Here is a 26,130-nt window from a genome sequence, read left to right on the forward strand (position 1 = left end):
ATCTGCATCGATCCAGCCCGATCGGACATTGCCTGTCATCCCCCAAGGCCCCAATATGTTGCCGCCCACAACATATTAACGACAAAGCCGTCGGAGGGTCCCGATGATCAGGTGGAAAGCACTGTTGGCCTGCGCCGGAGCGGGAGTCCTGCTATCCGGCGCCCTACCCGCCACAGCCCAGGCCACGGGCACAGCCACAGACTGCTGCGGCAGCGGAGCATCCTGGGCCACGGGCAACAAGTCAGCCCTCGGCACATCGACGACAACAACCAGCCCGCTCTGGTTCACCGTCGCGGACGGCGTGACATCCGAGGTCTTCTACCCCCGAGCCGACGTCCCGAACATGCAGGACATGCAGTTCGTCATCACGGACGGCAGCACATTCGTGGACCTGGAGCGAGACGCCACGAACCACGTGGTGACCATGCCCGACGAGAAGGCCCTCCAGTACACGGTCACGAACACGGCGAAGAGCGGCAAGTACCGCATCACCACCGACTACGCAACCGACCCGTCCCGCCCCACCCTCATGAGAAACACCCGCTTCCAATCCCTGGACGGCGGAAGCTACCGGCTGTACCTCCTGGCCAACCCCTCCATGGCCGGCGGAGGAGCGAACGACAACGCCTGGTGGGACGGCACCGGCCTCCTCGCCAGCGGAACCGAGACGCTCTTCGGCGGCACAGCCACGACAGTGGTCTCAGCGCTGCGAGTCTCAACCGGCTTCACAGCGCACGACAACGGCTACAGCGGCGCGGCGAGCGACTGCCTGACCGACCTGCGAGCCGACAAGAACCTGAACAACCAGTTCGACAACATCTCCGGCCCCGGCAACGTAGTCCAGTGTGGACAGATCCCGGTCGGCACGGACACGACGTTCACGACAGCGCTGGGCTACGGCGCCACGACGGCGGCCGCGACATCGACCGCGACCGGATCGCTGAGCAGCGGCTTCTCCGCCACAGCGACGTCCTACCGCCAGGGCTGGAACTCCTACGTAGCCTCCCTGAAACCCGCGCCCGCCAGCGTTTCGAGCGACACGCAACGCCGCCGCGCCTACTACGTCGCAGCGATGGCCCTCAAGACAGCGGAAGACAAACAGCACCCCGGCGCAAGCGTCGCGGGCCTGGCCACACCCTGGGGCAACTTCACGAACGGCGACCAGCTGAACGACGGCTACCACCGTGTCTGGGGCCGCGACCTCTACCAGCAGGCAACGGGTCTCCTGGCCGCCGGCGACAGCGCCCAGGCCAAGCGAATGGCCCAGTTCCTCTGGAACTCCCAGTGGATCGGCAGTCCGACCGCAGGCGACGGCATGACCTACTCGGCAGGGTCCTTCCCCCGCTACAGCCCGGTTTCCGGTGTAGCGGGAGCCAGCGCTCAGCAACTCGGCTGCTGCGAACAACTCGACCAGGACGCCGACGCGATCCTGCTGGCCTGGCTGACCGGCCTCACGGACGCCTCGATGTACGCCAAGGTCAAGACGACCGCGAACCACATCGTCGCGACCGGCCCGGACACCACCGAACGCTGGGAAGAGCAGTACGGCAAATCACCGTCGTCGGTGGCCGCCGAGATCGCCGGGCTGATCGCCGCGGGCGCCCTAGCCCGAGCGAACGGCGACACCGCGAGCGCGACGACGTGGGAGTCCACCGCGGACTCCTGGCGCACCTCCCTGGCCGGCTGGACCGTGACGACGTCCGGCTACTGGGGCGGGCGCACGTATTACGAACGCCTCGACCGTGCGGGCAACCCCAACGACGGCTCGACGATCTGCTTCGACGAAGGTTGCTTCTACGAACACGACGTGACCGACTTCGGCTTCCTCGACCTGGTCCGGCTCGGCATCCGCCCCGCGAACGACGCCACGATCGCGAACTCGGTCGCCCCGACCGCGGCGGCGTCCGACGGCAACTCGGCGATGCAGGTGACGACGCCCAACGGCGACGTCTACTTCCACCGCTACCCGCACGACAACTACGGCGAGAGCACCTCGACCTGCAACGGCTGGCCGGCGGGCGGAGCGCAGCGGTTCGGGCGGCTGTGGCCGGTGCTGTCGGGGGAGCGCGGCCAGTACGAGCTGGCCAACGGCCGCTCGGCGGCGGTGTACCTCAAGTCGATGGCGGATTCGGCCAACGACGGCTACTTCGTGCCCGAGCAGGTCTGGGACCGTGCCGACGTCGGCTGCTTCGGCCTGGGCCGCCCGACCGGCAGCGCGGGGCCGCTGATGTGGGCCGAGGGCCAGTACCTGCGGCTCGCGCAGAGCATGGACGCGGGCCACAACCTCGACACGCCGTCGATCGTCCAGGCTCGCTATCCCTTCTGATGGGCCAGTTTGCGGGCCCGGGTCAGCAGCTTCTCGACCCGGGCCCGCAGCTCCGGGGTCTCGTGGCCGAGGTCCGGCAGCAGCTTCGTGTAGTCCGCCACGAGACTCCGGTAGCTCCGGGCGAACTCGCTCCGGCCCCGCTGCCGGGCGTAGCGCTGGTCCAGGTCGATGATCCGCTGGGCCAGCACGGCCGCGGCCGCCGCCAGCCTGGTCCGGTCGTCGGCTTCGGCCGCACGGCGTTCGCCGCGCGCCAAGGCCGCCCGCCCGGCGCGGCGGGCCGCGAGGTAGAGCGCCAGCGAGCCCAGCACGACGGCCGCGACCGCGGCCGCGGCGACCAGGTACCGCGGCAGCGACGGGCTGACCGTGCGGCTGCCGTCCGGGATCGCGCCGGACTTCACCAGCAGGTCGTAGTTGACGACCATGACCTTCAGCGCGTCGACCGGGTTCCCGGCGAAGCCGTCGATGCCGTTGCCGATCATCGACTCCGCGACGAAGGCCTTGCCGAAGTTCTCGTCGTCACCGCCGGGGAGCCGCGAACAGCCGTACTTCTCGAAGTCGTCCCCGTCGCGGCTGAGCATCACGGCGAGGGTGCCGTCGACCGCGCCGCCCAGGCTGTCGCACGCGTCGCTCAGGTCGGCGCCCGGCTCGAGGAACGCCACGACCAGGCGCCGGTTGCCGATCACGTGTTCCGCGGCCGGCTGGTCGAGCGTGACCCCGGGCGCGACGTACACCGACGCCGACCTCAGCTGCTTGGCGATCGGGCCGTCGAACACCCCGGCCGACCACACCGCCCAGCCCGCCAGCACGAGGCAGCCGAGCACCGCGACCCCGAACGCGGAGCCGAAGAACCGCTTCACACGAGCCTCCCCTGCAGGAATTCGGCCGGCCGGTACTCCGGGCGGCCGAGCAATCCGGCGGTGCTGTCCAGTTCGGACTCGGCCGCGTCGAGCAGGCCGTGGACATGCCGGTCGGGCAGCTTGCCGGTGAACGCCTCCCTGGCCGCCGTCAGCTGGGTGATCCCGCGGGTTAGTGCCGCGGCGGACGCGCCGTCGGTGAGTCCCGAGATCTCGACCGCGAGCGCGGTCAGCCCGGCCAGCCGCGCCGGCACGCCGCCCCCGGTGGGCCGCGGCGGCCGTACCATCCGGCGGGCCGACAGCGCGAGGAACCCGACCGCGCACGCGGCGAACAGCCACGGCAGTGCGGGAAGGGCGACGCGGAGCGGGTCGAACGGGGTGTAGGGCAGCGGGCGGTCGAACAGCCCGGTGTAGCGGATGGCCGTGACCCGGTCGAGCCAGGCGCCCAGCACGTTGCGCTGCGGGTAGGCGTACGTGCTGAGCCGGTCGGCGAACTGGCCGTAGAAGCTCGCGGTCACGACGTCGGAGAAGGCGGCGGCCGACGGTCCGTCGTACTCCACCCACTGGCCGTACAGCGCCACGATCGGCCGGCCGGGGAACTCCTTCGCCAGCGCCGGTCCGAAGTGGACGAGCGGCTGACCGGCCGGCTGCTGCGGCAGCGCGACGTACAGCGGCTGCGCGCCGGGGAACGCCGTGGTCGTCGCCGGCGGGTCTTTCAGCGTCGCACCCGGCGCGATGAACCGGCCGGAGCTCCGCAGCTGCGCGGTGACGTCGGCCAGTTCGGCGGCGGTCGGGTCTCGGCGGGCGAGCGCGGGCTGGTCGGGGGCGTCCGGCCGGTGGCCGAGGTGCGCGGCCAGGGTGGTCAGCGACTCCGTGACGTCGCCGGTGGCGAACTCATGGATCCACTCGGCCGCACGGTCGGGCGAGGCCTGCAGCGCCCCGCCGGTGACCTCGGTGCCGATGACCTGGACGGTCGCGGCCTCGACGTCTTTTATCCGGGTGCGGGCGTCTTTCGGGAGGCCGGGCGGGGCCACGATCACCCGGACCCCGGCGCTGCCGGCCGCGGCCCGCACGGCCTGCTCGTCCCAGGTCGCGATCGCGCCGGGCAGCCGGACGACGGGGGAGTCCTCGACCATCGCGGTCAGCTGCTCGGCCGAGGGCACGGTCGCGCCGCTCAGCTCGCCCGCCGCACCCTCCGGGATCGGGTCCTTCGCGGCGGGCGCCTGGCCGTAGCTGACGTCGGTGCTCTGCTGCTGCACGAGGAGGAATGTCACGAGGACGGCGCCGGCGACGGCGAGGAGCGCCCAGCGGATCCGGTCAACCACGGGCGGCCGCCCGCCAGAGCGCGTCGGCGCGGCGCGCGTGGTCCTCGGCGGTCCGGGCCGCGCGCTCGCCACCGTGCGCGGCCGCGATGGTCTCGGCCCGGGTCAGCAGCTCCTCGGCTTCCGGCTGGGGACCGGCCGCGGCGTCCCGGCTCACCGCGGCGGTGTCGATCGCCGCCCGCGCGGCCGACCAGGCGGTCCGGCGGCGCACGTCCCGCTCCCGCCACCGGGGCACGGCGACCGCCGCGAACCCGGCGACGACGATCACCACCGCGGCGAGCACCCACACCACCCACGTCATCCCGGCCACCTCCGAACCCTCGGCGAGGAGATCATTCTGACCGGCGGCGGACGCGGATGTGACAACGTTGCCGCATTGTGTCCCAGCCGCTCACCGGACCAAGTGGACAGTCTTCGCAGCCGGGACGAACGTCGCCGTCTGGCCGCGGGTGAGCGCGACCTTGTCGGCTTCGAGACCGTCCCCGAACGCGACCAAGCGGTCGGACTCGACCTCGACGGTGAGGGGCGTCGACGTCAGATCCCCTTCGGTGCACGTGGTTCCGGTCGTCGGCGACGGCCACGCCTCGCGGACGAACCAGACCAGCCGGGCCTCGCCGGGCGCGGGCAGCCGCAGCCCGCTCCCGCGCTCCCGCCACACCGACCCGCACCAGCCGGTCGCCCCGGTGCCCGTCCCGACGAGGATCCCCGAGGACGCCTGGCGTTCCGCCGGCCCGCCACCGACCCCCAGCCGGTAGCGGGCCGTCTGGTGCCCGGCGTGGCCCAGGTAGATCTCGTTGAGCGCGAGCAGGCGCTGGCCGTCGTCGGCGGTCAGCTCGGCCATCGTGCGGTGCTCGACGTCCTGAGTGGACCGGATGAGGTCCGCGACGGCGGCCGGCGGGTGCTTGACGAGCACACCGGGCGCGCCGGGCGTCACGCCGATCACCGGCTGGCCGTCGAGGTACTTGGCGACGTTGGCGATCAGCCCGTCCTGGCCGACCACGACGACGACGTCCTCCGGGGTGAAGAGGAACCGGTCGAGGTCGGCCCGCTCGACCTCGCCGCGGCGCCAGTCGAGCGGGATCGCCGCCGACGCGGCGGCGAGCGCCGCGCGCACGGCCGCGTCCGCCTCGGTCACCTCGGCCAGATCACGGCCGCGCGTGCGCAGGAAGAACTCCGCCTGACCACGCGTGCCGTGCCGGGCGAGCAGCTCGGCCAGCTCGGTGCGCCGGTGCACCAGCACGACGCGCGGGGCGAGGCTCACGACCGCACGCCCAGCTTCGTCAGCAGCGGCGTGAGCAGATCCGGTGTCAGGACCAGGCTGTCGATCTTGGGCAGGTTCCCGGCGAGCTCCTTCAGCGCCAGCCCGGTGAGCACGCCCTCGGGCAGGTCGCGGTACGCCGCCAGCCGCGCGGCTTCACCGGCCGCCTCCGCCTCGCCGAGCGCTCGCTTGCCGTCGGCTTCCACGAGCGTCAGACGCTCCCTGCGCGACGCCTGCGCTTCGGTCTCGATCCGGCTCGCCGCGGCGGCTTCTTCGGCCTGGCGGCGGGCGTTCGCGCCGCGCTGGGTGACCAGCTGCTCTTCGCGGCGGGCGAGCTCGATCTGGTTCTGCAGCTCGTTTTCCCCGATCGCGCGTTCGCGTTCGACGGCCAGCGCGCGCCGTTCGAAGGTCGCCCGGTCGGCCTCCTGCTGGACCTTCTCCCGCGCGGTCGTCTGCAGGGCCTTCTCGACCTCCGGCTCGGCGCGGATGGCGACGACGCGGACGTCGACGACGGCCGAACCGGTCTGCGCGAGCCGGGTGTCCTCCTCGGCGAGCCCGGCGCGGATCCGGTCGCGGACCGCCCGGACGCCGTCGGCCAGCGCGGTCTCCAGCGGAGTGCGGGTCAGCACCTCGACGGCGTACTGCTGGACGTTCTCGGTCAGCAGCCCGCTGATCTGGGCGAGGGGATCGCTTCTCCAGCGCCCGGTGTCCGGGTCGATCGAAAAGTCGATCCGCTGCGCGGCCAGCGCCGGGTCCTCGATCCGGAAGGTCAGCGCGAGCTGCACGGTGACGTCCTGGAAGTCGGCCGTGCGGGCGTGGAACAGCAGCGGCAGCTCGCGGTCGTCGACCGGGACCTCCGAGACGACCGCGGTGAGCGGCCGGTACCAGAACGACAGCCCGACGCCGTCGTGCGCGAGCTTGCCGCGGCGGTAGTGGCGGATGTGCACGGTGGGTGCGCCGCGCAGGTGCCGGAACCCGAAGCGGCGGTCGATGTCGGCCATGAGCCCTCCTCTGAACGTCTTATCGTCGAGGTGACGATATGCGGAGGACGCCTTAATCGTCAAGCTGACGATTAGGGGGTAGGGTGGTGTCATGGGTCACCCGCCGTTCGCCGTCACCGTCGACCTGGTCGTGCTCACCCTGACCGGGGACGAGCTGTGCGCCCTGGTGGTGCGCCGGGGGGTTTCGCCTCATCTGGGCGAGTGGGCGTTGCCGGGCGGGTTCGTCCGCGCGGACGAAGATCTGTCGGACGCGGCGCGCCGCGAGCTGGCGGAGGAGACGGGACTGGCGCCGGGGACCGTCCACATCGAACAGCTGGCGGGGTACGGCGCCCCGGACCGCGACCCGCGGATGCGCGTGGTGACGGTGGCGTACCTCGCGCTGGCCCCGGACCTGCCGACCCCACGCGCGGGCACGGACGCGGCGGAGGCCCGGTGGGCCCCGGTGCGATCGCTGGCGGGCGAGCACCTGGCGTTCGACCACGACCGGATCCTCGCCGACGGGTTGGAGCGGGCCAGGGCGAAACTCGAGTACTCACCACTGGCGACGGCGTTCTGCCCGCCGGAGTTCACGGTCGCCGAGCTGCGGCGGGTGTACGAGCTGGTGTGGGACACCCGGCTCGACCCGCGCAACTTCCACCGGAAGGTGACGGGAGCGGAGGGGTTGCTGGAGCCGACCGGCCGCACGACGACGCGGGACGGCGGCCGGCCGGCGCAGCTCTATCGGCGGGGGAAGGCGGAAGTGCTGTACCCGCCGATGCTGCGAGCTTGACGGCGGCGGATTCCCCGCGGACGCCGCGGTGCCGGCGGGCCGTCGCGTGGGCCGCGGTCTTGCCCCCGCGGCAGGGGCGACCCGAGCGCCCGAAGGTGGCTTTCGGTGCGTTCAACGCGACCTAGGCCGCCATGGGCGCTCGTGCGCTCGACTCAGGCGGCTCGGGCGGTCACCAGCCGTCGTGCGGCGGTCACCAGCGGCAGCAGCCGCGTGCCGAAATTGCGGGCCGCCAGCCCTCGCCGGGTTGCCGGGATCAGCAGGGCCGCCGCCGTGGAGACGTTGCGTTGCTTGGGTTCCACCAGCTTTCGGTGCTCGCTCTCGTACCGGTGGAACGCCGATGCCGCGTCTCCCGGTGTCCGGCCCAGCTCTTCGGCCAGGGTGTACGCGCCGGCCATGGCCAGCGTCGAGCCGTCGCCGAACAGGGACACGCAGGACGCCGCGTCGCCGGCCAGCGCGATCCGGCCCGATGCCCAGCCGGCCATCCGCACCCGGCTCACCGAGTCCAGGTACAGGTCGTCCGCCTCCGCGACGCGCTCCAGCAGCTCCGGCACCCGCCAGCCGGCTCCCGCGTACGCCGAAGCGAGCATGCGCTTGTGCAGCGCCGAATCCCGGTGGTCGAACCCCGGGACGGCGTCGCCGCGGAACATGAACGCCGCGATTCCACGGCCGCGCGACGGGTGCACCGCCACCGCCCGGCCCGGCGAGTTGTACATCACCAGCTCCGTGCGGTCCGCCGGCGGCTCGGCCAGCGGCAGTGTCGCGATGTAGACGCCCATGTGCTCGACGAACGCGTCCTCCGCCCCGAACGCCAGCCGCCGCACGTTCGAGTGGAGGCCGTCCGCGCCGATCACCAGGTCGAAGCGCCGCGGGGCGCCGCTCTCGAACGTCACGTCGACGCCGCCGTCGTCCTGGTGGAGCCCGGTGATCGAGTCGTGGAAGACGAACTCGGTGTCCGCGCGGGCCGCCTCGTACAGGATCGCCGCGAGGTCCGTGCGCGGCAGCTCGATGCCGCCGTCGCCGCCCATCGCGACGCGCCCGGTCCGGCGGCCCGCGTCGTCGACGAACTTCAACGACGTGACGGCGGTGCCGGCTTCGCGCAGCCGCGCGGTGATGCCCATCCGGTCGGCGACCCGCGCGGCCGGGCCGCGGACGTCGACCGGGCTGCCGCTCGAGCGCAGCCCGGCGGCGCGTTCGACCACGGTCGGCCGGAAGCCCGCGCGGGCCAGCCAGTACGCCAGCGTCGGCCCGGCGACGCCCGCGCCGGAGATCAGTACGGTCTGCTCGGTCATGGTGTTACCCCCATCAGGTCCTGACCATCGGTCAGCCCCGACCGTACGCTCCTGTCCACCGGTCAGGCAAGCGGGCTAGGCTCGGGCGATGACCGACGACACCCGCGCCCGGATCCTGCGCGCCGCGCTCGAGGAGTTCTCGGAACGCGGCTTCCACGCGACGTCGGTCCGTGAGCTGGCCGAGCGCGTCGGCATCACCAAGACCGCGGTGCTGTACCACTTCCCGGGCAAGGCGGACATCGTGACGGCGCTCGCCGAACCGCTCCTGGGCGACCTCGAAGCGGCGATGGCGAAGGCCGCGGTCGCCGTCGACGCGCGCGCGGCGGCGATCGAAGGCCTCCTCGACGTGTGGCTCGCCCATCGCTACCTGCTCCGGATGAACCTGCGCGACCTCGGACTGACCGCGTCGAAGACGGTGTTCGAGCGCTTCCGCGACGGCATGCTGAAGGCGAACCACCTGGTGGCGGGCCCGGACGCGGACCTGGCCGGCCGGGTCCGGGCGGCGCAGGCGATCGCCATGCTCAGCGACCCGGTGGTGCTGTTCGCCGACGCCCCGGTGGACGAGCTGCGCGCCGCCGTCCTCGACGGCGTCGACCGGCTGTACGCGGTCGCCGAGCCGGAAGGCCGTCCCCGTGGCCGACGCGGACGGCCGCCGGTGATGAGCCCGGAGACGGTCGAAGCGGCCCGGCGCCTCTACGACGCGGGCCGCTCGCCGGCCGACATCGCGACGGCGCTCGGCGTCTCCCGCGCGACGATCTATCGGCACCTCCCCGGCGCCGAATAATGAGACGCGATTATGAGACTTACTGAGACTCGACCTCGATGGCGGGCAACGCGCTCAGCTGTGCCGAAGTCAGCTTCGACGCCGCGTCGAACACCTTCTGCTGGTGCTCCTTGATCCGCTCGTCCACGAGGCGGCTGAGCTCGAAGGCCAGCCGCCCGGTCTGCCGGACCGTGACGTCGTCCACCAGCGGCCGCACCGCCGACGTGATGACCACGCCCGACGCCTCTCCCGCCGGGGATTGTGAGACGCCCACCGAGTAGGTCTCGCGCGGGTTGACCGGCCCGTCGATCGAAAAGTCCCGGATCCGGCCGAGCAGCGCGTGCCACTCGGCGATCTCGCCCGGCACCTCGGTGGCCTCGACGTCCGCCACGGTCAGGCCCATGCCGCGGTCGCCGGTGCGGAAACACCGGGCGTACGAGTTGAGCGCCGACACCCACAGCGCCTCGACGAGCACGGCGTCGACCCGCGGGTGGGCCAGCTCGGCCACCAGCCGTTCGCAGCACTTGAGGGTGAACTGGAGGTCGTCGAAGATCGCGACGAGGTCGGCGAGGCCCAGCGCACCGGGGGTGACCAGCTGCCGGGCGGTCGAAGGGGTCGTCGTGGAAGAGGTCATCCGGGACGCTCCTGTCCTGCGGCCGTGTGGACCCTCAACGACACCGCATCCGGGAGCGTCCCGGGGTCTCAATTTGCGACACCGCCCGCCACGGGCCGGAAGGACAGCGCGAACGACGTCTTCTGCGGCACCAGCCGGTACCGCGGCAGCACCCCCGGCCCGCAGGCCGCCGTCCCGAGGCCGTGCTGCGCGATGTCCACCGTCAGGTGCACCAGGGAACCGGACTCCAGTTCGTCCGTGTGCCGCGCCGCCTCCAGGGCCGCCGCCGTCCAGCGGCGGGCCGTGAAGTCGAACGTCGGGTCGCCCTCGACACGGATGCCCGTACCGTCGGGGTCCGTCAGAGCGGCCCAGCGCACCGCCGTCCGGTTGCCGTTCTCCTGCGGGAAGACGTACGGCGTCTGCAGGCCGTCGACGCTGCTCGAGAACCGCCCGATCCGCACCGCCTGGCGGCTGTCCGGGTACGCCTCACCGGGGCCGCCGCCGAACCACTCCGCCGAGCCGAACGTGCCCGGCACGGCCATCGCCAGGCCGAGCCGGGGGAGCGTGTCCGGCACCGGACCGTCGGGGGTGACGTCCACGCGCAGCCGCAGGCCGCCGTCGAAGGCCGTCCACGTGTAGTCCGTGAACAGTCCGAACGGCTGCGCCGGCGGGGCGACGCGGGTGCGCACCACGAGTTCGTCGCCGTCGGCGTCGACCGTGATCACGCGGTGCTGCATCCGGTGCAGCCCCGCTGCGAGCCACTGCGAAGCTTCGGACGGCCCGGGTGACGACCCGCGGTCGTTGTCGGTCGTCGCGCGCCAGACGTCGAGCCGGGGCCCGATGACGGGGTGCCCGCCGAGCGATGTCAGCGTGCCCGTCACGGCGTCGAACTCGCCGGTGCCGAGCAGGAGCTGCCCGGACGTCCGGAACACCGGCCCGCGCGTCGGCGGCGACGGCCGGGCGGGCGCCGCCGATACGGGCACCTGCCCCCAGCCGACGACGTGACCGGCGGACGCCCACGCGGTCTCCGAGGTCAGCGACGCCGTGACGGTCAGCCACGATTCGCCACTGGTGGGCGGCAACGACGGGAGCGGGAGAGCAACGCTCTGTCCGGAGTGGACGGCCGGCACATCGAGGACACCGTTCGCGACGGCGGTTCCCTCGTCTTCGAGCACCCAGGTGAACCGAAGGTGCGCGGTGTCCACGAAGTCGTAGTGGTTCGAGATCCGGAGACCGGCCGGGACGGCGGAGATCCGGACCGGCTCGATGATCTTCGCGAACTCCGTCAGCCCCGGCGACGGCGTCCGGTCCGGGAAGAGCAGCCCGTCGATGACGAAGTTGCCGTCGTGGATGGGCTCGCCGAAGTCGCCGCCGTAGGCGAAGTGACCCGGGACGGCCAGGCCGTGGTCGATCCACTCCCACACGAACCCGCCCTGGCAGTTCGGGTACTTCTCGAACAGCTCGCGGTACTCCAGCAGCCCGCCCGGCCCGTTGCCCATCGCGTGCGCGTACTCGCAGAGCACGAACGGCAGGTCCCGGCGCCGCTCGTTCGTGTCCTCCCGGAGGCCGATCCGCTCCACTTCGGACGGCGTCGCGTACATGCGGCTGTGGACATCCACATAGGAGCATTCGTGGTCGCCCTCGTAGTGCACCGGCCGCGTCGGGTCGCGGTGGCGCACCCACTCCGCCATCCGCGCGAGGTTGTCCCCGGTGTGGCTTTCGTTGCCCAGCGACCAGAGGATCACGCTGGGCCGGTTCTTGTCCCGCTCGACCGTGCGCCGCACGCGGTCGAGGTAGGCGTCCGTCCACATCGGCTCGGAGCTCGGGTTGCGGTCCCAGCCGAGCGGGCCGAAGCCGTGGGTCTCCAGGTCGCACTCGTCGACCACCCACAGGCCGTACTCGTCGCACAGCTCGAGGAACGCCGGGTCCGGCGGGTAGTGGCTGGTCCGGACGGCGTTGATGTGGTGCCGCTTCATGAGCAGGACGTCGGCCAGCGCGGTTTCGCGCGAGACGACGCGCCCGGTGCGCGGGTCGTGCTCGTGCCGGTTCACCCCGCGCAGCAGCAGGCGCCGCCCGTTGACCTTGAGCTGCCCGTCCTCGATCGTCACCGTCCGGAATCCGATCCGCACCGGCACGCGTTCGGCCACAGTGGACAGCGTCCCGTCGTACAGACGAGGTGTCTCGGCACTCCACGGCTCGACGGGCAGCTCCAGCGGTTCCCCGGCCGGATGTCCCACGACGCCGAGTGACGGGATGTCCAGCACGACGTCCGCGCCGGTCTCGACCCGGACCGTGCCCAGCCCGGTCGTGTGGTCGTAGTCGGCGCGGAGCCAGTAGTCGCCGATGCCGCCGGACGGCCGCGCCAGCAGCGTCACCGCCCGGAAGATCCCGGACAGCCACCACATGTCCTGGTCTTCGAGGTAGCTGCCGGCCGACCACTGGTGGACGCGGACCACCAGGACGTTGTCCCGCGGCCGCAGCAGCGCCCCGACCTCGAACTCCGACGGCAGCCGGCTGCCCTTCGTGACGCCGAGTTCGGTGCCGTTGAGCCAGATCCGCCCGCAGGAGTCGATCCCGTCGAAGCGCAGCAGCGCGGATCCCGCCGGCCAGGAAGCGGGCAGGTCGAACCGCAGCCGGTGGTCGCCGGTCGGGTTCTCCGACGGCACGTGCGGCGGGTCGACCGGGAACGGGTAGTGGACGTTCGTGTAGGCGGGCGCGCCGTGGCCGTGCAGCTGCCACAGCGACGGCACCGGCAGTTCGTCCCAGGTGGAGTCGTCCGCTTCGACCGGGTCGGGGGCGGCCGCGAGGCTCGGTGAGAGCCGGAACCGCCAGGTGCCGTTCAGCGACAGCGACGGGGCATCGGAGGTGAAGGCCGCCCGCGGGGGCACCGATCCACGGCCGGGGCCGGGGTCTTCGACGTACGACATGCAGTCCTCTCCGCGCGCGCCGTGAACGCTCCCGTGAACGTTCACGGATTGCTCGGAAGTGTCCTTCGCGGCAGGACCGGGTGTCAAGGGATCAGGCGGATTCGCGCAGGTGGAGCGCGGCGCGGACGATCAGCTCGGCCGGTTCGAGGGGCGTGGCACCGGTCACGAGCCGGGCCGCCTGGTCGACGGCCAGCGTGCCGAGCGCGCGGGTGTCGATGGCGACGCTGGAGAGCTCCGGTTCGACCAGGGTGCCGAGCGCCAGGCCGTCGAACCCGATCACGGCGAGATCGGCGGGCACGCACAGGCCGAACCGGCGGGCCTCGCGCAGGGCGCCGATGGCGATCACGTCGTTGAACGCGAACACGGCGGTGACGTCGGGGTGGGCCGCGAGCAGGGTGGCCAGCGCGGCACCACCGCCGTCGACGGTCTGGGCGGCGCGCGCGATCCAGCCGGGTGCGACGGCGATGCCGTGCTCGGCGGCGGCCCGGAGGAACCAGGTCTGCCGGATGCTGGGCTGGGGCCGGCGGTCGTGGTCGAGCATCCCGATCCGCCGGTGGCCGCGGTCGACGAGGTGGGCGACGGCCTCGCGGACGCCGTCCTCGCCGTCGATCGAGATGCCGCTGAAGCGCGGGGTGCGGGGTTCGCGGCCGATCAGGACCACGGGGATGCCCGGGGTGAACCGGTCGAGGTCCTCGTCGGAGCGGCTGAAGTAGCCGACCACGGCATCGACCTGGGTGCCGATCACGCGGAGGGTGGTGAGCTCCTGCTCGGCGTCGCCGGCGGTGTCGTAGACGACGACGTGCCAGCCGCGGGCCCGCGCCGCCTGCAGCGCTCCCGAGGCGACCTCGGTGAAGAAGGGGTTGAGCAGATCCGGGACGACGAGCCCGATGGTGGTGGTGTCCTGCCGGACGAGACCGCGCGCGAACCGGCTCGGCCGGTACCCGAGCTCCCGCGCGGCGTCGAGGACGCGCTGCTTGGTCGAGCCGTCGATCTCGGCCTTGTCGTTCAGCGCGCGCGAGACAGTCTGCCGCGAGACCCCGGCCGTGCGGGCGACGTCGTGGATCGTCACGCGCCGGGGTTCCGTGCTCGAGGACACCGCCCACCTCCCTGTCGGAGGTCGAGTATGCCCGTCCTCGGCATCGGCGCTACCCGAGCGGGTGCCTCAGAAGACGGACCAGCCGGTCAGCGTCGTGAAGCGGTCCAGCGCCGACACCCCCGCCACGGAGTTCCCGCGCGCGTCCAGGCCCGGGCTCCACACGCACACCGCGCACCGGCCCGGCACCACCGCGAGGATCCCGCCGCCGACGCCGCTCTTGCCCGGGAGCCCGACCCGGTAGGCGAACTCGCCGGCCGCGTCGTAGGTGCCGCACGTCAGCATCACCGCGTTGATCCGCTTCGCCGCGCTCAGCTCCAGCAGGCGGGTGCCGTCGTTGCGGATGCCGTGGCGGGCCAGGAACAACGCCGAACGTGCGACGTCGGCGCAGCTCATCGCGATCGAGCACTGGCGGACGTACTGGTCGAGCACCGACGGCACCGGGTGGCGCATGTTCCCGTACGACGCCATGAAGTACGCCAGGGCGCGGTTGCGGTCGGCGTGGCCCGCCTCCGACGCGGCCACCTCGGGATCGACGCCGATGTCCGGCCGGCCGCTCTCCTCGCGCAGGAACGCCAGCAGCGCGTCGACCGCGTCGCCGTGGCGGGCCAGCTCGTCGGTCACCACCAGCGCGCCCGAGTTGATGAACGGGTTGCGCGGGATGCCGTCCTCGTGTTCCAGCTGCACCAGCGAGTTGAACGGGTCGCCGGACGGTTCGCGCCCGACGCGCGACCACACGCCGTCGCCGCGGGAGAGCACCAGCGCCAGCGTGAACACCTTGGACATGCTCTGCACCGAGAACGGCCGCTGCCAGTCGCCGACGCCGTGCACCGAACCGTCCACTTCGGCCACCGCCATGCCGAACCGGTGCGGCTCGATCCGGGCCAGCGCGGGGATGTAGTCCGCGACGACACCGCGGCCGATGTCGGACGCGACGTCGACGGCGATCCGGTCCAGCAGCGCCGCGAGGTCCACGGCCTCAGCGTAGAAGCCGGGCCCGCCCGGCCGCGCGGCGGCCCTGTGAAATCAGCCCTGTCAAATCGAAACCGGGGAAAACCAGCACCATGCCAGCGGTGATCTCCGGCACACCTTAAGTCTTCCTTAGTCCGCTTGGTGACCTGCCGCACACGCTCTAGCGTCACGAAACCATGGATTCCTCGCTCCTCACCGAAAAAGGTGAAAGCTACTCGAAAGCGCTGGGCAACCGCCAAGTGCAGATGATCGCCATCGGCGGCGCGATCGGCGTCGGGCTGTTCCTCGGCGCCGGCGGCAAGCTCCACCAGGTCGGCCCGTCCCTGATCCTCTCGTACGCGATCTGCGGAGTGGCCGCGTACTTCGTGATGCGCGCGCTGGGCGAGCTCGTCCTGCACGAGCCGAGCTCCGGCAGCTTCGTCACCTACGCGCGGAAGTTCATCGGCCCGTGGGCCGGCTTCGCCTCGGGGTGGATGTACTGGGTGAACTGGGCGATGACCGGGATCGCGGAGATCACGGCGGTCGCGATCTACGTCCACAAGTGGCTGCCCGACGTGCCGCAGTGGATCACCGCGCTGGTCGCTCTCGGCGTGCTGATCGCGGTGAACCTCTTGAGCGTCAAGCTGTTCGGCGAGCTGGAGTTCTGGTTCTCGGTGGTCAAGGTGACGGCCATCGTGGTCTTCCTGGTCACCGCGCTCGGCCTGGTGTTCACCAGCGCGAACATCGGCGGCACGCCCGCCGGCCCGCATAACCTGACTGGCCACAGTGGATTCTTCCCGGCGGGCGTCGGCATCGCGCTGATGACGCTGCAGGCGGTCATCTTCGCCTATTCGGCCATCGAGGTCGTCGGCATCGCGGCCGGCGAGACGAAGGACGCCCGCAAGGTCCTCCCGAAGGCGATCAACGGCGTGGTGTGGCGGATCGGCGTGTTCTACGTCGGCTCGGTGCTGATGCTGGCGATGCTGCTGCCGTGGCCGTTCTACAACGGCGACGAGAGCCCGTTCGTGACGGTGTTCAGCCGCCTCGGCATCCCGGGCATCGGTGACGTCATGAACGCGGTCGTGCTGACCGCGGCGCTCTCCAGCGTCAACTCCGGCCTCTACTCCACCGGCCGGATCCTGCGCTCGCTGGCCGAAAAGGGCGAGGCGCCGTCGTTCGTCAGCCGGATGAGCGGCCGGCACGTGCCCTACGGCGGCATCCTGTTCACCTCGGTCGCCTACCTGCTCGGCGTGGTGCTCAACTACCTCGTGCCGAGCGAAGCCTTCGACATCGCGATCGCGATCGCCTCGCTCGGCGTGATCACGACGTGGGCGACGCTCGTCTTCTGCCAGATGCGCCTGCGCCAGGCCGCTTTGCGCGGCGAACTGGAACGGCCGTCGTACCGGATGCCGTGGGCGCCGTATTCGGGCTGGGCGACGTTGGCGTTCCTGGCCTTGGTCGTCGTGCTGATGGGCTTCTCGGACGGCGCCGAGAAGGTCGCGTTCTATTCGATCCCGGTGCTGGCCGTGGTGCTGGCGGTGGGGTGGCGAGTGGTCTCGAAGCGGCGCGAGCGGGTCGCGGCGGAGTAGGGCCGGACGCGGTGGCCTCCCGGCGAGGCCACCGCGTCAGCGCAGGTAGTTGTAGACGCTGGCCCGGGAGATCCCGAGCAGGTCGGTCAGCACCGGCACCGCGTTCTTCACGTCCAGGAACCCGCGCTCCTTCAGCGTCCGGACCAGGTCCTTCTTGCCGGCGGCCGGCAGGCTGCGCGGGGTGTGACCGCGTTCGGTCGCGTAGTCCTCGACCAGTGCGCGCAGCTCGTCGGCCGTGCGGGCGCGCAGCGACTCGGTCAGCGGGGCCGGCTCGTCGGCGCGGGCGAGCCGGGTCAGCGCGCGGGCGGCGGAGCCGAGCAGGGAGACGTCGAGGTTGAGGCACAGCGCCGCGACGTAGTCGCCGGCCGAGTTGCGGAGGCCGATCGACGTGCTCTTCGCCGGGCGGCCGTCGGGGAAGCGGTTCGGGTAGTTCTGCAGGACGTCCGGGAAGCCGGGGTCGGCGATCCGGGCCAGGCCCAGCTCGGTCGCCGGGTCGCCGACGGCACGCCCGGACAGGCCGCCTTCGATCGCGCGGACGGCGTGGGCCGGGTCGCGCAGATCGTGCAGCACGACCTCGCACAGCCCGAGGAACATCCGGCCGACGGCCTGCGCGATCTTTTCGGCCTCGCGCAGCAGCAGCTCGTCCTCGGTCATCCGATCAGCTCGCGCAGCTTGTCCGGCGCCTTCAGGCCGGAGCCGGTGAGGACGACGACGGTGGTCTCGCCGGGGCGGATGGCACCCCGCGAGCGGAAGACGTCGATCGCCGCGGCGGCGGTCGCGCTGGTCGGCTCCGCGTAGAGGCCGAGCGATGCCAGCCGGCGGGCGGCCGCGGCGATGGAGTCCTCCTTGATGGCTACCGTGTCGCCGCCCGACCGGCGGATCGCCGCGACCACTTCGGGGAGCCGGACCGGGTGCCGGATGGCGGTCCCCTCGGCGACGGTCGGGGCGAACTCGGGTGGCCGCCGGTCGTGGACGGCGGCGTCGATGGGGGAGCAGTTGCGCGGCTGGGCGACCAGCAGGCGCGGCCGCCGCGTGATCGACCCGGCGGCCAGCAGCTCGCCGAAGCCGAGGTCGCAGCCCAGCACGACGCTCCCGGCGCCGGCCACCGTGACCACGGCGTCCGGCGCGCGGAAGCCCAGGTCCTCCCACAGCTCGTAGGCCAGCGTCTTGGTGCCCTGCAGGAAGAAGGGGTGCCAGTTGTGGCTGGCGTAGGTCGTGCGGGACGAGCGGCGGACGGCTTCGGCGGCGGTGTCGTCGCGGGTGCCGGGCACGAGCTCGACTTCGGCGCCGTACGCGCGGGTCTGCAGGACCTTCGCCGCGGACGTCCCTTCGGGGGCCAGCACGGTGGCCGCGATCCCGGCGGCGGCGCTGTAGGCCGCGACCGAAGACCCGCCGTTGCCGGAGCTGTCTTCCAGCAGTTCCTTCACCCCGGCGCCGGCCAGCGCGGAGATCATGACGCTGGAGCCGCGGTCCTTGAAGCTGCCCGTCGGGCTGAACCACTCGAGCTTGAACCGCACGTCGCCGTCGCCCCAGGGGCGCGGGACCAGCGGCGTGCACCCTTCGCCGAGCGAGACCGGCCGCAGGTCGCCGGGCAGCGCGGCCCGGTACCGCCAGAGCGACCGGACGCCGGTGTCGACGTCGCCGGGAGCGAGCCCGGGCAGCGGGGCGACGGACAGGGGCGCGCCGTCGTCGCCGCGCCAGCGCAACGGGTCACCCGGGTAGCGCGTCCCCGAACGTTCGTCGGCGTACCAGTACTCCACGACCACCTCCACGACTGGACAGTACGTCGAAGGATAGACGATGCGTCCATGGTTACCGACTGGTACGCGAAACGCTTTCAGCTTTCTCTAAGGAAAATCTGTCACCGAAGTGTGGAAAATCCCTGACGAAGATCGCTGCGGGAGACTGGAGGTACCGATGGTGTCCGGCCGAATACCCGGAGTCGTCCTGGTCGTGGCGGGTGCCGCGGTCTGCCGGGGCGTCCGGGGCTCGGCGCGGCCGTGGTCGTTTGAGCACGCGGAACCCGGGCCGCGAGCGAGTCCATAGTGGACGCGCGCGATCCCGGCGCGGCAATCGGGCGAGTTCCGCGTACGACTTTCGACTGTGGGTAAAACTGCCGGGAAATGGTGACCGGCCAATAGTGAATTATGACGTTTCCGGGGTGGGAGCGATCGGGGAGTCGTGGCCGGCTTTACGGCCACGACAGTTTGTGGCGCGCGGCGGACAACCATTCGGACCACCGAACGTCGTGGTCCGGTGTGGTCAGTCCCACTGCGTCCGCCGGGTGAGAAGGCTTGCCCCATCTGGGCGCGTGTGGGACACGAGGCGCAGGTTCGGCCTGCTGTGGGCGGCCGTCGTCTGCCGTACAACGGCAATCCGGCGCCCCTTCCCGGCGCGCGGAACGTGACGGCGACGTTAAATTCTTGCGTCCTCCGGCTGGTCCATCCCGAATTTTCTGAACCATCGCGACGAAATCGTGGTGGGTTGTTGACGGAACCCGTGGGAACCCGCTTAAGTACACCCCGTTACCCATCACCCATTCGTGCGTAGCGGGAGTGCCCATGCGTGTCCCGAAAGCGGACTTGGTCGTCGCCGTGTCGCCGGTGCGGTGGCCGTCGGCCCGCGGGGTCGCGGCCGCCGTGCGCGGGGGCGGGCTCGGCGTGCTCGACCTCACCGGCGGAGCCGCCGCGGACGAGCTCGCGCTGCTGTCCGAATGGGGCGTCCCGGACTTCGGCGTCCGGCTGGACGCCCCGGTCGTCGATCTGCCCGAAGCCGCGACCACCGTGCTGCTGACCGAGGACTCCCCGTGCACGGCGGAAGATTTCCCCGGCCGCCGGGTGCTGGCGGAGGTCACCAGCCGGGCGTCGGCCGCGCGCGCCGTCACCGAGGGTGCCGCCGGCCTGATCGCCCGCGGTCACGAATGCGGCGGCCGGACGGGTGAACTGAGCACGTTCGTGCTGCTTCAGGCTCTGCTGGCCGACGAATCCCTCGAGGTCCCGGTGTGGGCCGCGGGCGGCATCGGCCCGCACACCGCGGCCGCCGCGATCGCGGGCGGGGCGGCCGGCGTGGTGATCGACACCCAGCTCGCCCTGCTGCCGGAAGCCGAGCTCCCGTCGGCGCTCACCCGCGCGCTCACCGGGCTGGACGGCTCCGAAACGACGGTCGTCGACGGCGTCCGCCGCCTGGCGCGCCACGGCTTCGAGCCGGTCGAAGCCGGCCAGGACGTCTTCCTCGCCACCCGCTTCCGTGACCGCTGGGGCACCGTGACGGCGGCCGTCCGAGGCCTTGCCGACGCCACCGGTGCGGCTCTGCGCGTCGAGACCCCGGTGCTGGGACCCGGCAGCGCGGGCAGCCGCGCGCTCGGTACGGCGCTGCCGATCGCGCAGGGGCCGATGACCCGGGTCAGCGACCAGCCCGCGTTCGCCGCCGAGGTCGCCGCGGGCGGCGCGCTGCCGTTCATCGCGCTGGCCCTGTCCGGCCCGGAGCAGACCCGCGACGTCCTCGAGCGGACCCGCGCGTCCGTCGGCGACGCGCCCTGGGGCGTCGGTGTGCTGGGGTTCGCCGCCGAAGACGTCAAGGCCGCGCAGCTGGAGGTCATCCGGGAGCTGCGGCCGACGCACGCGATCATCGCGGGCGGCCGGCCCGCGCAGGCCGCCGCGCTCGAAAGCGCCGGGATCGCCACCTTCCTCCACGTGCCGTCGCCGGGACTGCTGAAGCAGTTCCTCGAAGCCGGCGCCCGCAAGTTCGTCTTCGAAGGTTCCGAATGCGGCGGTCACGTCGGGCCGCGCACCAGTTTCCCCTTGTGGGAAGCGCAGCTCGGCGTCCTCGCGGACTTCCTGACGGCCACGCCGGACGCGGCTCCCGGCCTGCAGCTGCTGTTCGCCGGCGGGATCCACGACGAGCGGTCGGCCGCGATGGTGGCCGCGCTCGCCGCGCCGGTGGCCGCGCGCGGTGCCGCGATCGGGGTCCTGATGGGCACCGCCTACCTCTTCACGCGCGAGGCCGTCGACGCCGGCGCCGTGCTCCCGGCGTTCCAGCGGCAGCTTTTGGCGGCGCGGCACACCGACCTGCTGGAAACCGCGCCGGGCCACGCGACCCGCTGCGTGCGCAGCCCGTTCACCGAGGAGTACGCGGCGGTGAAGGCGGAGCTCGCCGAGCGGGGCGTGCCGAGCCGGGACGCGTGGGAGCACCTGGAGACGTTGAACGTCGGGCGCCTTCGGTTGGCCAGCAAGGGAATCGAGCGCGTCGGCGCCGAACTGCGCGACGTCGGCGAGGACCGGCAGCTCGCCGAAGGCATGTTCATGGCGGGCGAGGTCGCCGTGCTGCGCTCGGCCGTCACCACGATCGCCGACCTGCACCACGCGGTCGGGGAAGGCGCGAACGCGGTCTTGCGCGAGCGGGCCGCCGCGTTCGGGATCGCGACCCCGGAACCCCCGGCGCCCGCGCCGCTCGAGATCGCGATCGTCGGTATGGCCTGCATGTTCCCGCAGGCGCCCGACCTGGCCACGTTCTGGGCGAACGTCCTGGCCGGCGCCGACGCGGTCACCGAGGTCCCGCCGCAGCGCTGGGACACCTCCGTCTACTACGACCCGGACGGCCAGGGCGAGAAGACGCCGTCGCGCTGGGGCGGGTTCCTGCCCGAGATCGGGTTCGACCCGCTGAAGTACGGCATCCCGCCGTCGTCGCTGGCCAGCATCGAGCCGGTGCAGCTGCTGGCGCTGGAGGCCGCGCACCGCGCGCTGGCCGACGCGGGCTACGCCGACCGCGCGTTCGACCGGGCCCGGACGTCGGTGGTGTTCGGTGCCGAGGCGGGCAGCGACCTGTCGAACGCGATGTCGCTGCGGACCGTGCTGCCGTCCTACGTGGGCGAGCTGCCGTCCGACCTGGACGACCGGCTGCCGCGGATCACCGAGGACTCCTTCCCTGGCGTGCTGGCGAACGTCATCGCCGGGCGGATCGCCAACCGGCTCGACCTGGGCGGCGCGAACTACACGGTGGACGCCGCGTGCGCGTCGTCGCTGACCGCCGTCGACGTGGCCTGCAAGGAACTGACCGCCGGGACCAGCGACCTCGTCCTCTGCGGTGGCGCGGACCTGCACAACGGCATCAACGACTACCTGTTGTTCGCCTCGGCGCACGCTCTCTCGCCGACCGGGCGGTCGGCGACGTTCGACAGCGCGGCCGACGGCATCGCGCTGGGTGAAGGCGTCGCCTGCGTCGCGTTGAAGCGGCTCGCCGACGCCGAACGCGACGGCGACCGCGTGTACGCCGTGATCAAGGGGGTCGGGGCGGCTTCCGACGGGCGGGCGCTCGGGCTGACCGCGCCGCGGCCGGAGGGCCAGCACACCGCGCTGACCCGCGCTTATCGCAACGCCGGTGTCTCGCCGGCCGCCGTAGGACTGGTCGAGGCGCACGGCACCGGCACCGTCGTCGGCGACCGGACCGAGCTGAGCACGCTGACGAAGGTGTTCACCGAGGCCGGCGCGGCGCCGGGTGGGTGCACGATCGGTTCGGTGAAGTCCCAGATCGGGCACACCAAGTGCGCGGCGGGCCTGGCCGGGCTGGTCAAGACCGCGCTGGCCCTGCACACCGGCGTCAAGCCGCCGACGCTGCACCTCTCGGCGCCGAACCCCGCGTGGGACGCGTCGACGAGCCCGTTCGTGTTCCAGTCCGCGGCGCAGCCGTGGGCCGCGCCGCCCGCCGAGCGGATCGCCGGGGTCAGCGCGTTCGGCTTCGGGGGGACCAACTTCCACGTCGTGCTCGGCGCGCACGACAGCGTGCCGCCCGCTCTCTCCGCCGACGAGTGGCCGGCCGAGCTGTTCGTCTTCACCACCGACGCGGCCGTCCGCGACCTGCTGGCTTCCGCCACGGAAGTCCCGACCGGACGGCAGCCTTGGCGGCTGCGGGACCTGGCGCTCTCCGCGTCGCTGCGCGCCCACGGCCGGCCGGTCCGGCTCGCGGTCGTCGCGTCCACTGTGGACGAGCTGACCGGGCTGCTGCGGCAGGCACTCGCGGGTGCGGACGCTCCCGGGCTGTACCGCGCCGGCGACGAACTCACCGGCGACGTCGCGGTGTTGTTCCCCGGGCAGGGCAGCCAGCGGCCGGGCATGTTCGCGGAGCTGTTCGTCGCTTTCCCCGAGCTGCAGCGGTACCTGCGCCTGGACCCGCCGACGGCCGACGTCGTGTTCGGCCCGGCGGTGTTCGGCGAGCGGGCCCGGCAGGACCTGGCCGACCGCGTCACCGACACCCGCGTCGCCCAGCCCGCGCTCGGCCTGGTCGGGCTGGCCGCGTTCCGGCTGCTGACCCGCGCGGGCGTCCGGCCGGCGATGGTCGGCGGGCACAGCTACGGCGAGCTGACGGCGCTGGCCGCGGCGGGCACCTTCACCCCGGAAGCGCTGCTGCACGCGAGCCACGCCCGGGCGGCGGCGATCCTCGACGCCATCCCCGCGGGCGACCCGGGTGCGATGGCGGCGGTCGCGGCGTCGGCGGAGGCTGTGCGTGCGGTCGTGACGGCGTCCACTGTGGTCCTGGCCAACCACAACTCGCCCGAGCAGACGGTCATCTCCGGCCCGACCGCCGACGTCGAAGCCGCGGTCACGCAGCTGCGCGCGGCCGGGCTCGGCGCGAAACGGATTTCGGTCGCGTGCGCGTTCCACAGCCCGCTGGTCGCTTCGGCGGGCGCGGCGTTCGGGCTTGCTCTCGGCGCGATCGGGGTCGTGCGACCCACCGTCCCGGTCTACGCGAACCGGACCGCGGGACCCTACCCGGCTGCACCGGACGAGATCCGCGACGAGCTGGCGGCGCAGGTGGGTTCGCCGGTCCGGTTCGTCGAGCAGATCGAGGCGATGTACGCGGCCGGGGCGCGGGTGTTCGTCGAGGCCGGACCGGGTGCGGTGCTGGCCAGGCAGGTGGGCGCGATCCTCGGCGACCGCCCCCATCGGACGGTCGGGTTCGAGCAGCCGGGCCGCCGTGGCCTGCCGGGTTTCCTCGGCGCGCTGGCGCAGCTGGCCGTGGCCGGGGTGCCGGTCGAGACGGGCTGGCTGTTCCGCGGCCGCGACGCGCTCGACGCGGCGTCCGCCCCTCGGCCGAAGCGTCCCGGGTGGACGGTGGACGGCCACCTGCTGCGCACCGCGGACGGCACGATCCCGGCGGGTGCTCTGCAGCCGGCTTCGCGCGTCTCGCTGGGCCTGTCGGTCGCGCCGGAGGCGGCGACTTCGGAGGCGATGGTCACCGACTTCCTGCGGACGAGCCGCGAGATGATCGCCGCTCAGCGGGACGTGCTCTTGAGTTTCCTCGGAAGTGACGCGCCGGTCGCCCGGTCGCTCCCGGTGGTCGAGGCGATTCCGCCGCTTCCGGCCGTTTCGGCGGTTCCGGTTTCGGCTCCGCGTCCGGTTCCGGCTCCGGCGGCGCGACCGGTGCTGGAGACGATCGTCGAGGTGATCGGGGAGCGGACCGGGTACCCGGTGGAGATGATCGAGCCGGACCTCGATCTCGAAGCCGACCTGAGCGTCGACTCGATCAAGCGGGCCGAGATCGCGGGCGAGCTGGCCTCCCGGCTCGGCCTGGCCGGCGGCGACGTCGAGGAGTTCGCCAAGGCACGGACGGCGGCGGCGATCGCGGAGCTGATCGGTGCGGTGCACCCCGACGTGGCGCCCGAGGCGCCCGCTTCGGGGAGTTCGGTGCTGGAGACCGTGGTCGAGGTGATCGGGACGCGGACGGGCTATCCGCCGGAGATGATCGAGCCGGACCTCGATCTCGAAGCCGACCTGAGCATTGATTCGATCAAGCGAGCGGAGATCGCGGGCGAGCTGACGATCCGCCTGGGCACCGGCGAGGTGGAGGAACTGGCCAAAGCCCGCACGGCGGCGGGGATCGCCGAGATCCTGGAAGGCGGAAGCGCGGGCCGCGCGCCGGCCGACACGGGAGGCGCGGCGAACCTTCCCGGCCCGGCGCCCGTGGTCGGTGAGCCCGCCGCAACCGGGGCCGAGCCGCGGCCGGTGATCGTGGCCCCGAAGCGGTACCTCATGACCGAAGTCGACCTCGCCGCCGCCACCGCGCCCGACATCGCCGGGCGGCGGTTCCTCGTCCTCGGCACCGGCCCGGGAGCCGACGCCCTCCACGCCGAACTGACCGCCCGCGGCGCCGAAGCCGAGATCGGCGACGACATCCGCCCCGGCTTCGACGGCTACCTCCACCTCCCCGACGGCGACTCCGTCCTGCCCGCCGCCTTCTCCCAGTACCAAGCCGCCCTCGCGCAGCGGCCGCGGTGGTTGCTCACCGCCGGACCGGCCGAAGGGCTCCGCGGCTTCTACCGCAGCATCTCCCGCGAATACCCGGACACCCTCGCCCGAGTCGTCGAACACGCCGATGCCGAAGCCCTCGTCGCCGAACTGTCCACAGTGGACCGGGCGCCCGTCGTGATCCGGGAAGGACCGAAACGTCGCGGGCTCGAGCCCACCGAGCACGGGCTCGGCCTCCTCGGCAGCAGCGGCGCGGGCCCGGCCGGCGACGGCGCCGCCGAAGCGGCCGCGATCGGCCTGGACCGCGACTCCGTCGTGCTGCTCGTCGGCGGCGCCAAGGGCATCACCGCCCGGTTCGCCGGCACCGTCGCCGCCGCGACGCGCTGCCGCGTCGAACTGCTCGGCCGGACCGCGCCGCCGGCGGACGAAGACGAATACCCGCAGGCGAAGGACGCCGGAGAACTCCGAAAAGCACTCATCGAAGCCGGGCTGAAGAGCCCCGCCGAGATCGAGAAGAGCGTCCGCCGCATCGAGAGCGAACGCGAAGTCCGCAAGACCCTCCGGCAGCTCGAAGCGCTCGGCAGCCCGGTGCGCTACCAGTCCGTGGACATGCTCGACGCCGAAGCCGTGCACCGCGCGGTCAAGGAGATCCACGCCGAGTACGGGCGCCTCGACGGCATCGTCTACGCGGCCGGCGTCATCGAAGACAAGCTCGTCGCCGACAAGACGCCGGAGTCGTTCGCCCGCGTCTACGGCACCAAGGTGGACGGGGCCAGGACGCTCCTGGAAGCGACCGCCGACCTGCCCGACGAGCCCAAGTTCGTCGTGCTGTTCGGCAGCATCGCCGCCGCCTTCGGCAACCGCGGCCAGTCGGACTACGCCGCCGCCAACGACGCCCTCGAAGCCCTCGGACGGCGGTGGCCGGCCGGGCGCGCGGTGACCGTCCACTGGGGACCGTGGGCGCCGACCGGAGACCACGACGGCATGGTGACGCCCGCGCTGATGCGCGACTACGCCCGCCGCGGCATCGAGCTGATCGACCCGGAGGAGGGCACCCTCGGCCTGCTGCGGGAGCTGGCCTGGGGCCGCCCGGACGTCTCGGCCGTCGTCCACACCGCTTCGGGGTGGTGACCAG

17 protein-coding genes are annotated in these 26,130 nt (G+C 72.5%); 5 read left to right on the forward strand and 12 right to left on the reverse strand.

The window, feature by feature from the left end; translation table 11 throughout:
- Positions 1-103: 103 nt before the first annotated feature.
- Complete coding sequence (locus AA23TX_RS19510) at positions 104-2,326, forward strand: glycoside hydrolase family 15 protein (RefSeq protein ID WP_155543923.1); 2,223 nt, start codon at positions 104-106, stop codon at positions 2,324-2,326.
- Here the strand turns inward: AA23TX_RS19510 and AA23TX_RS19515 are convergent.
- The 5 genes from AA23TX_RS19515 to AA23TX_RS19535 all read right to left on the reverse strand — a co-directional run bounded on the left by AA23TX_RS19515 (position 2,314) and on the right by AA23TX_RS19535 (position 6,761).
- A complete protein-coding gene (locus AA23TX_RS19515; protein WP_230862576.1) occupies positions 2,314-3,183 on the reverse strand; it encodes a hypothetical protein in 870 nt (289 codons plus the stop codon). The genes AA23TX_RS19510 and AA23TX_RS19515 overlap by 13 nt on opposite strands.
- A complete protein-coding gene (locus AA23TX_RS19520; RefSeq protein ID WP_155543924.1) occupies positions 3,180-4,505 on the reverse strand; it encodes a hypothetical protein in 1,326 nt (441 codons plus the stop codon). Before AA23TX_RS19520 ends, AA23TX_RS19515 begins: the two co-directional genes overlap by 4 nt.
- Positions 4,498-4,803, reverse strand: coding sequence for a DUF6403 family protein (locus tag AA23TX_RS19525; protein ID WP_155543925.1), 306 nt, complete (start codon positions 4,801-4,803; stop codon positions 4,498-4,500). Before AA23TX_RS19525 ends, AA23TX_RS19520 begins: the two co-directional genes overlap by 8 nt.
- A 90-nt stretch (positions 4,804-4,893) precedes the next feature.
- A complete protein-coding gene (locus tag AA23TX_RS19530) occupies positions 4,894-5,763 on the reverse strand; it encodes an NAD(+)/NADH kinase (protein WP_155543926.1) in 870 nt (289 codons plus the stop codon).
- Positions 5,760-6,761 (reverse strand): SPFH domain-containing protein, encoded by a 1,002-nt coding sequence (locus tag AA23TX_RS19535; RefSeq protein WP_155543927.1) that lies wholly within the window; start codon positions 6,759-6,761, stop codon positions 5,760-5,762. Before AA23TX_RS19535 ends, AA23TX_RS19530 begins: the two co-directional genes overlap by 4 nt.
- 91 nt (positions 6,762-6,852) lie before the next feature.
- On the opposite strand from AA23TX_RS19535, the gene AA23TX_RS19540 reads away from it, so the two are divergent.
- A complete protein-coding gene (locus AA23TX_RS19540; RefSeq protein WP_155543928.1) occupies positions 6,853-7,530 on the forward strand; it encodes an NUDIX hydrolase in 678 nt (225 codons plus the stop codon).
- A gap of 152 nt (positions 7,531-7,682) precedes the next feature.
- On the opposite strand, the gene AA23TX_RS19545 is transcribed toward AA23TX_RS19540, so the two are convergent.
- Positions 7,683-8,819 (reverse strand): FAD-dependent monooxygenase, encoded by a 1,137-nt coding sequence (locus tag AA23TX_RS19545; protein ID WP_155543929.1) that lies wholly within the window; start codon positions 8,817-8,819, stop codon positions 7,683-7,685.
- An 88-nt stretch (positions 8,820-8,907) separates the two neighbouring features.
- On the opposite strand from AA23TX_RS19545, the gene AA23TX_RS19550 reads away from it, so the two are divergent.
- Positions 8,908-9,603: a TetR family transcriptional regulator gene (locus AA23TX_RS19550; protein ID WP_155543930.1), complete on the forward strand. Its 696-nt coding sequence runs from the start codon at positions 8,908-8,910 to the stop codon at positions 9,601-9,603.
- Between the two features lie 19 nt (positions 9,604-9,622).
- On the opposite strand, the gene AA23TX_RS19555 is transcribed toward AA23TX_RS19550, so the two are convergent.
- The 4 genes from AA23TX_RS19555 to AA23TX_RS19570 form a co-directional block, all read right to left on the reverse strand.
- A complete protein-coding gene (locus AA23TX_RS19555) occupies positions 9,623-10,216 on the reverse strand; it encodes a hypothetical protein (RefSeq protein ID WP_155543931.1) in 594 nt (197 codons plus the stop codon).
- A 68-nt stretch (positions 10,217-10,284) separates the two neighbouring features.
- Positions 10,285-13,122 (reverse strand): glycoside hydrolase family 2 TIM barrel-domain containing protein, encoded by a 2,838-nt coding sequence (locus tag AA23TX_RS19560; RefSeq protein WP_155543932.1) that lies wholly within the window; start codon positions 13,120-13,122, stop codon positions 10,285-10,287.
- Positions 13,123-13,213: 91 nt separating this feature from the next.
- Positions 13,214-14,218, reverse strand: coding sequence for a LacI family DNA-binding transcriptional regulator (locus AA23TX_RS19565; protein WP_230862577.1), 1,005 nt, complete (start codon positions 14,216-14,218; stop codon positions 13,214-13,216).
- A 66-nt stretch (positions 14,219-14,284) separates the two neighbouring features.
- Complete coding sequence (locus tag AA23TX_RS19570) at positions 14,285-15,190, reverse strand: glutaminase (protein ID WP_155543933.1); 906 nt, start codon at positions 15,188-15,190, stop codon at positions 14,285-14,287.
- 173 nt (positions 15,191-15,363) lie between these two features.
- Here AA23TX_RS19570 and AA23TX_RS19575 point away from each other — a divergent pair, with 173 nt between their 5' ends.
- Positions 15,364-16,755, forward strand: a complete 1,392-nt coding sequence (locus tag AA23TX_RS19575) for an amino acid permease (RefSeq protein ID WP_155543934.1) — start codon at positions 15,364-15,366, stop codon at positions 16,753-16,755.
- A gap of 36 nt (positions 16,756-16,791) precedes the next feature.
- Here AA23TX_RS19575 and AA23TX_RS19580 read toward each other — a convergent pair whose 3' ends face one another.
- Together AA23TX_RS19580 and AA23TX_RS19585 are read right to left on the reverse strand one after the other, a co-directional pair.
- Positions 16,792-17,409, reverse strand: a complete 618-nt coding sequence (locus tag AA23TX_RS19580) for a helix-turn-helix transcriptional regulator (RefSeq protein WP_155543935.1) — start codon at positions 17,407-17,409, stop codon at positions 16,792-16,794.
- Positions 17,406-18,527: a threonine synthase gene (locus AA23TX_RS19585; RefSeq protein WP_230862578.1), complete on the reverse strand. Its 1,122-nt coding sequence runs from the start codon at positions 18,525-18,527 to the stop codon at positions 17,406-17,408. The genes AA23TX_RS19580 and AA23TX_RS19585 overlap by 4 nt, the downstream gene beginning before the upstream one ends.
- Positions 18,528-19,316: 789 nt before the next feature.
- Between AA23TX_RS19585 and AA23TX_RS19590 the strand changes: the two genes are divergently transcribed.
- Entirely contained in the window at positions 19,317-26,126 is a 6,810-nt protein-coding gene (locus tag AA23TX_RS19590; protein ID WP_155543936.1) for a type I polyketide synthase, read from the forward strand.
- The last annotated feature ends 4 nt before the right edge of the window (positions 26,127-26,130 follow it).

This window comes from Amycolatopsis camponoti, from assembly GCF_902497555.1.
In the GTDB taxonomy this organism is placed as follows: domain Bacteria; phylum Actinomycetota; class Actinomycetes; order Mycobacteriales; family Pseudonocardiaceae; genus Amycolatopsis; species Amycolatopsis camponoti.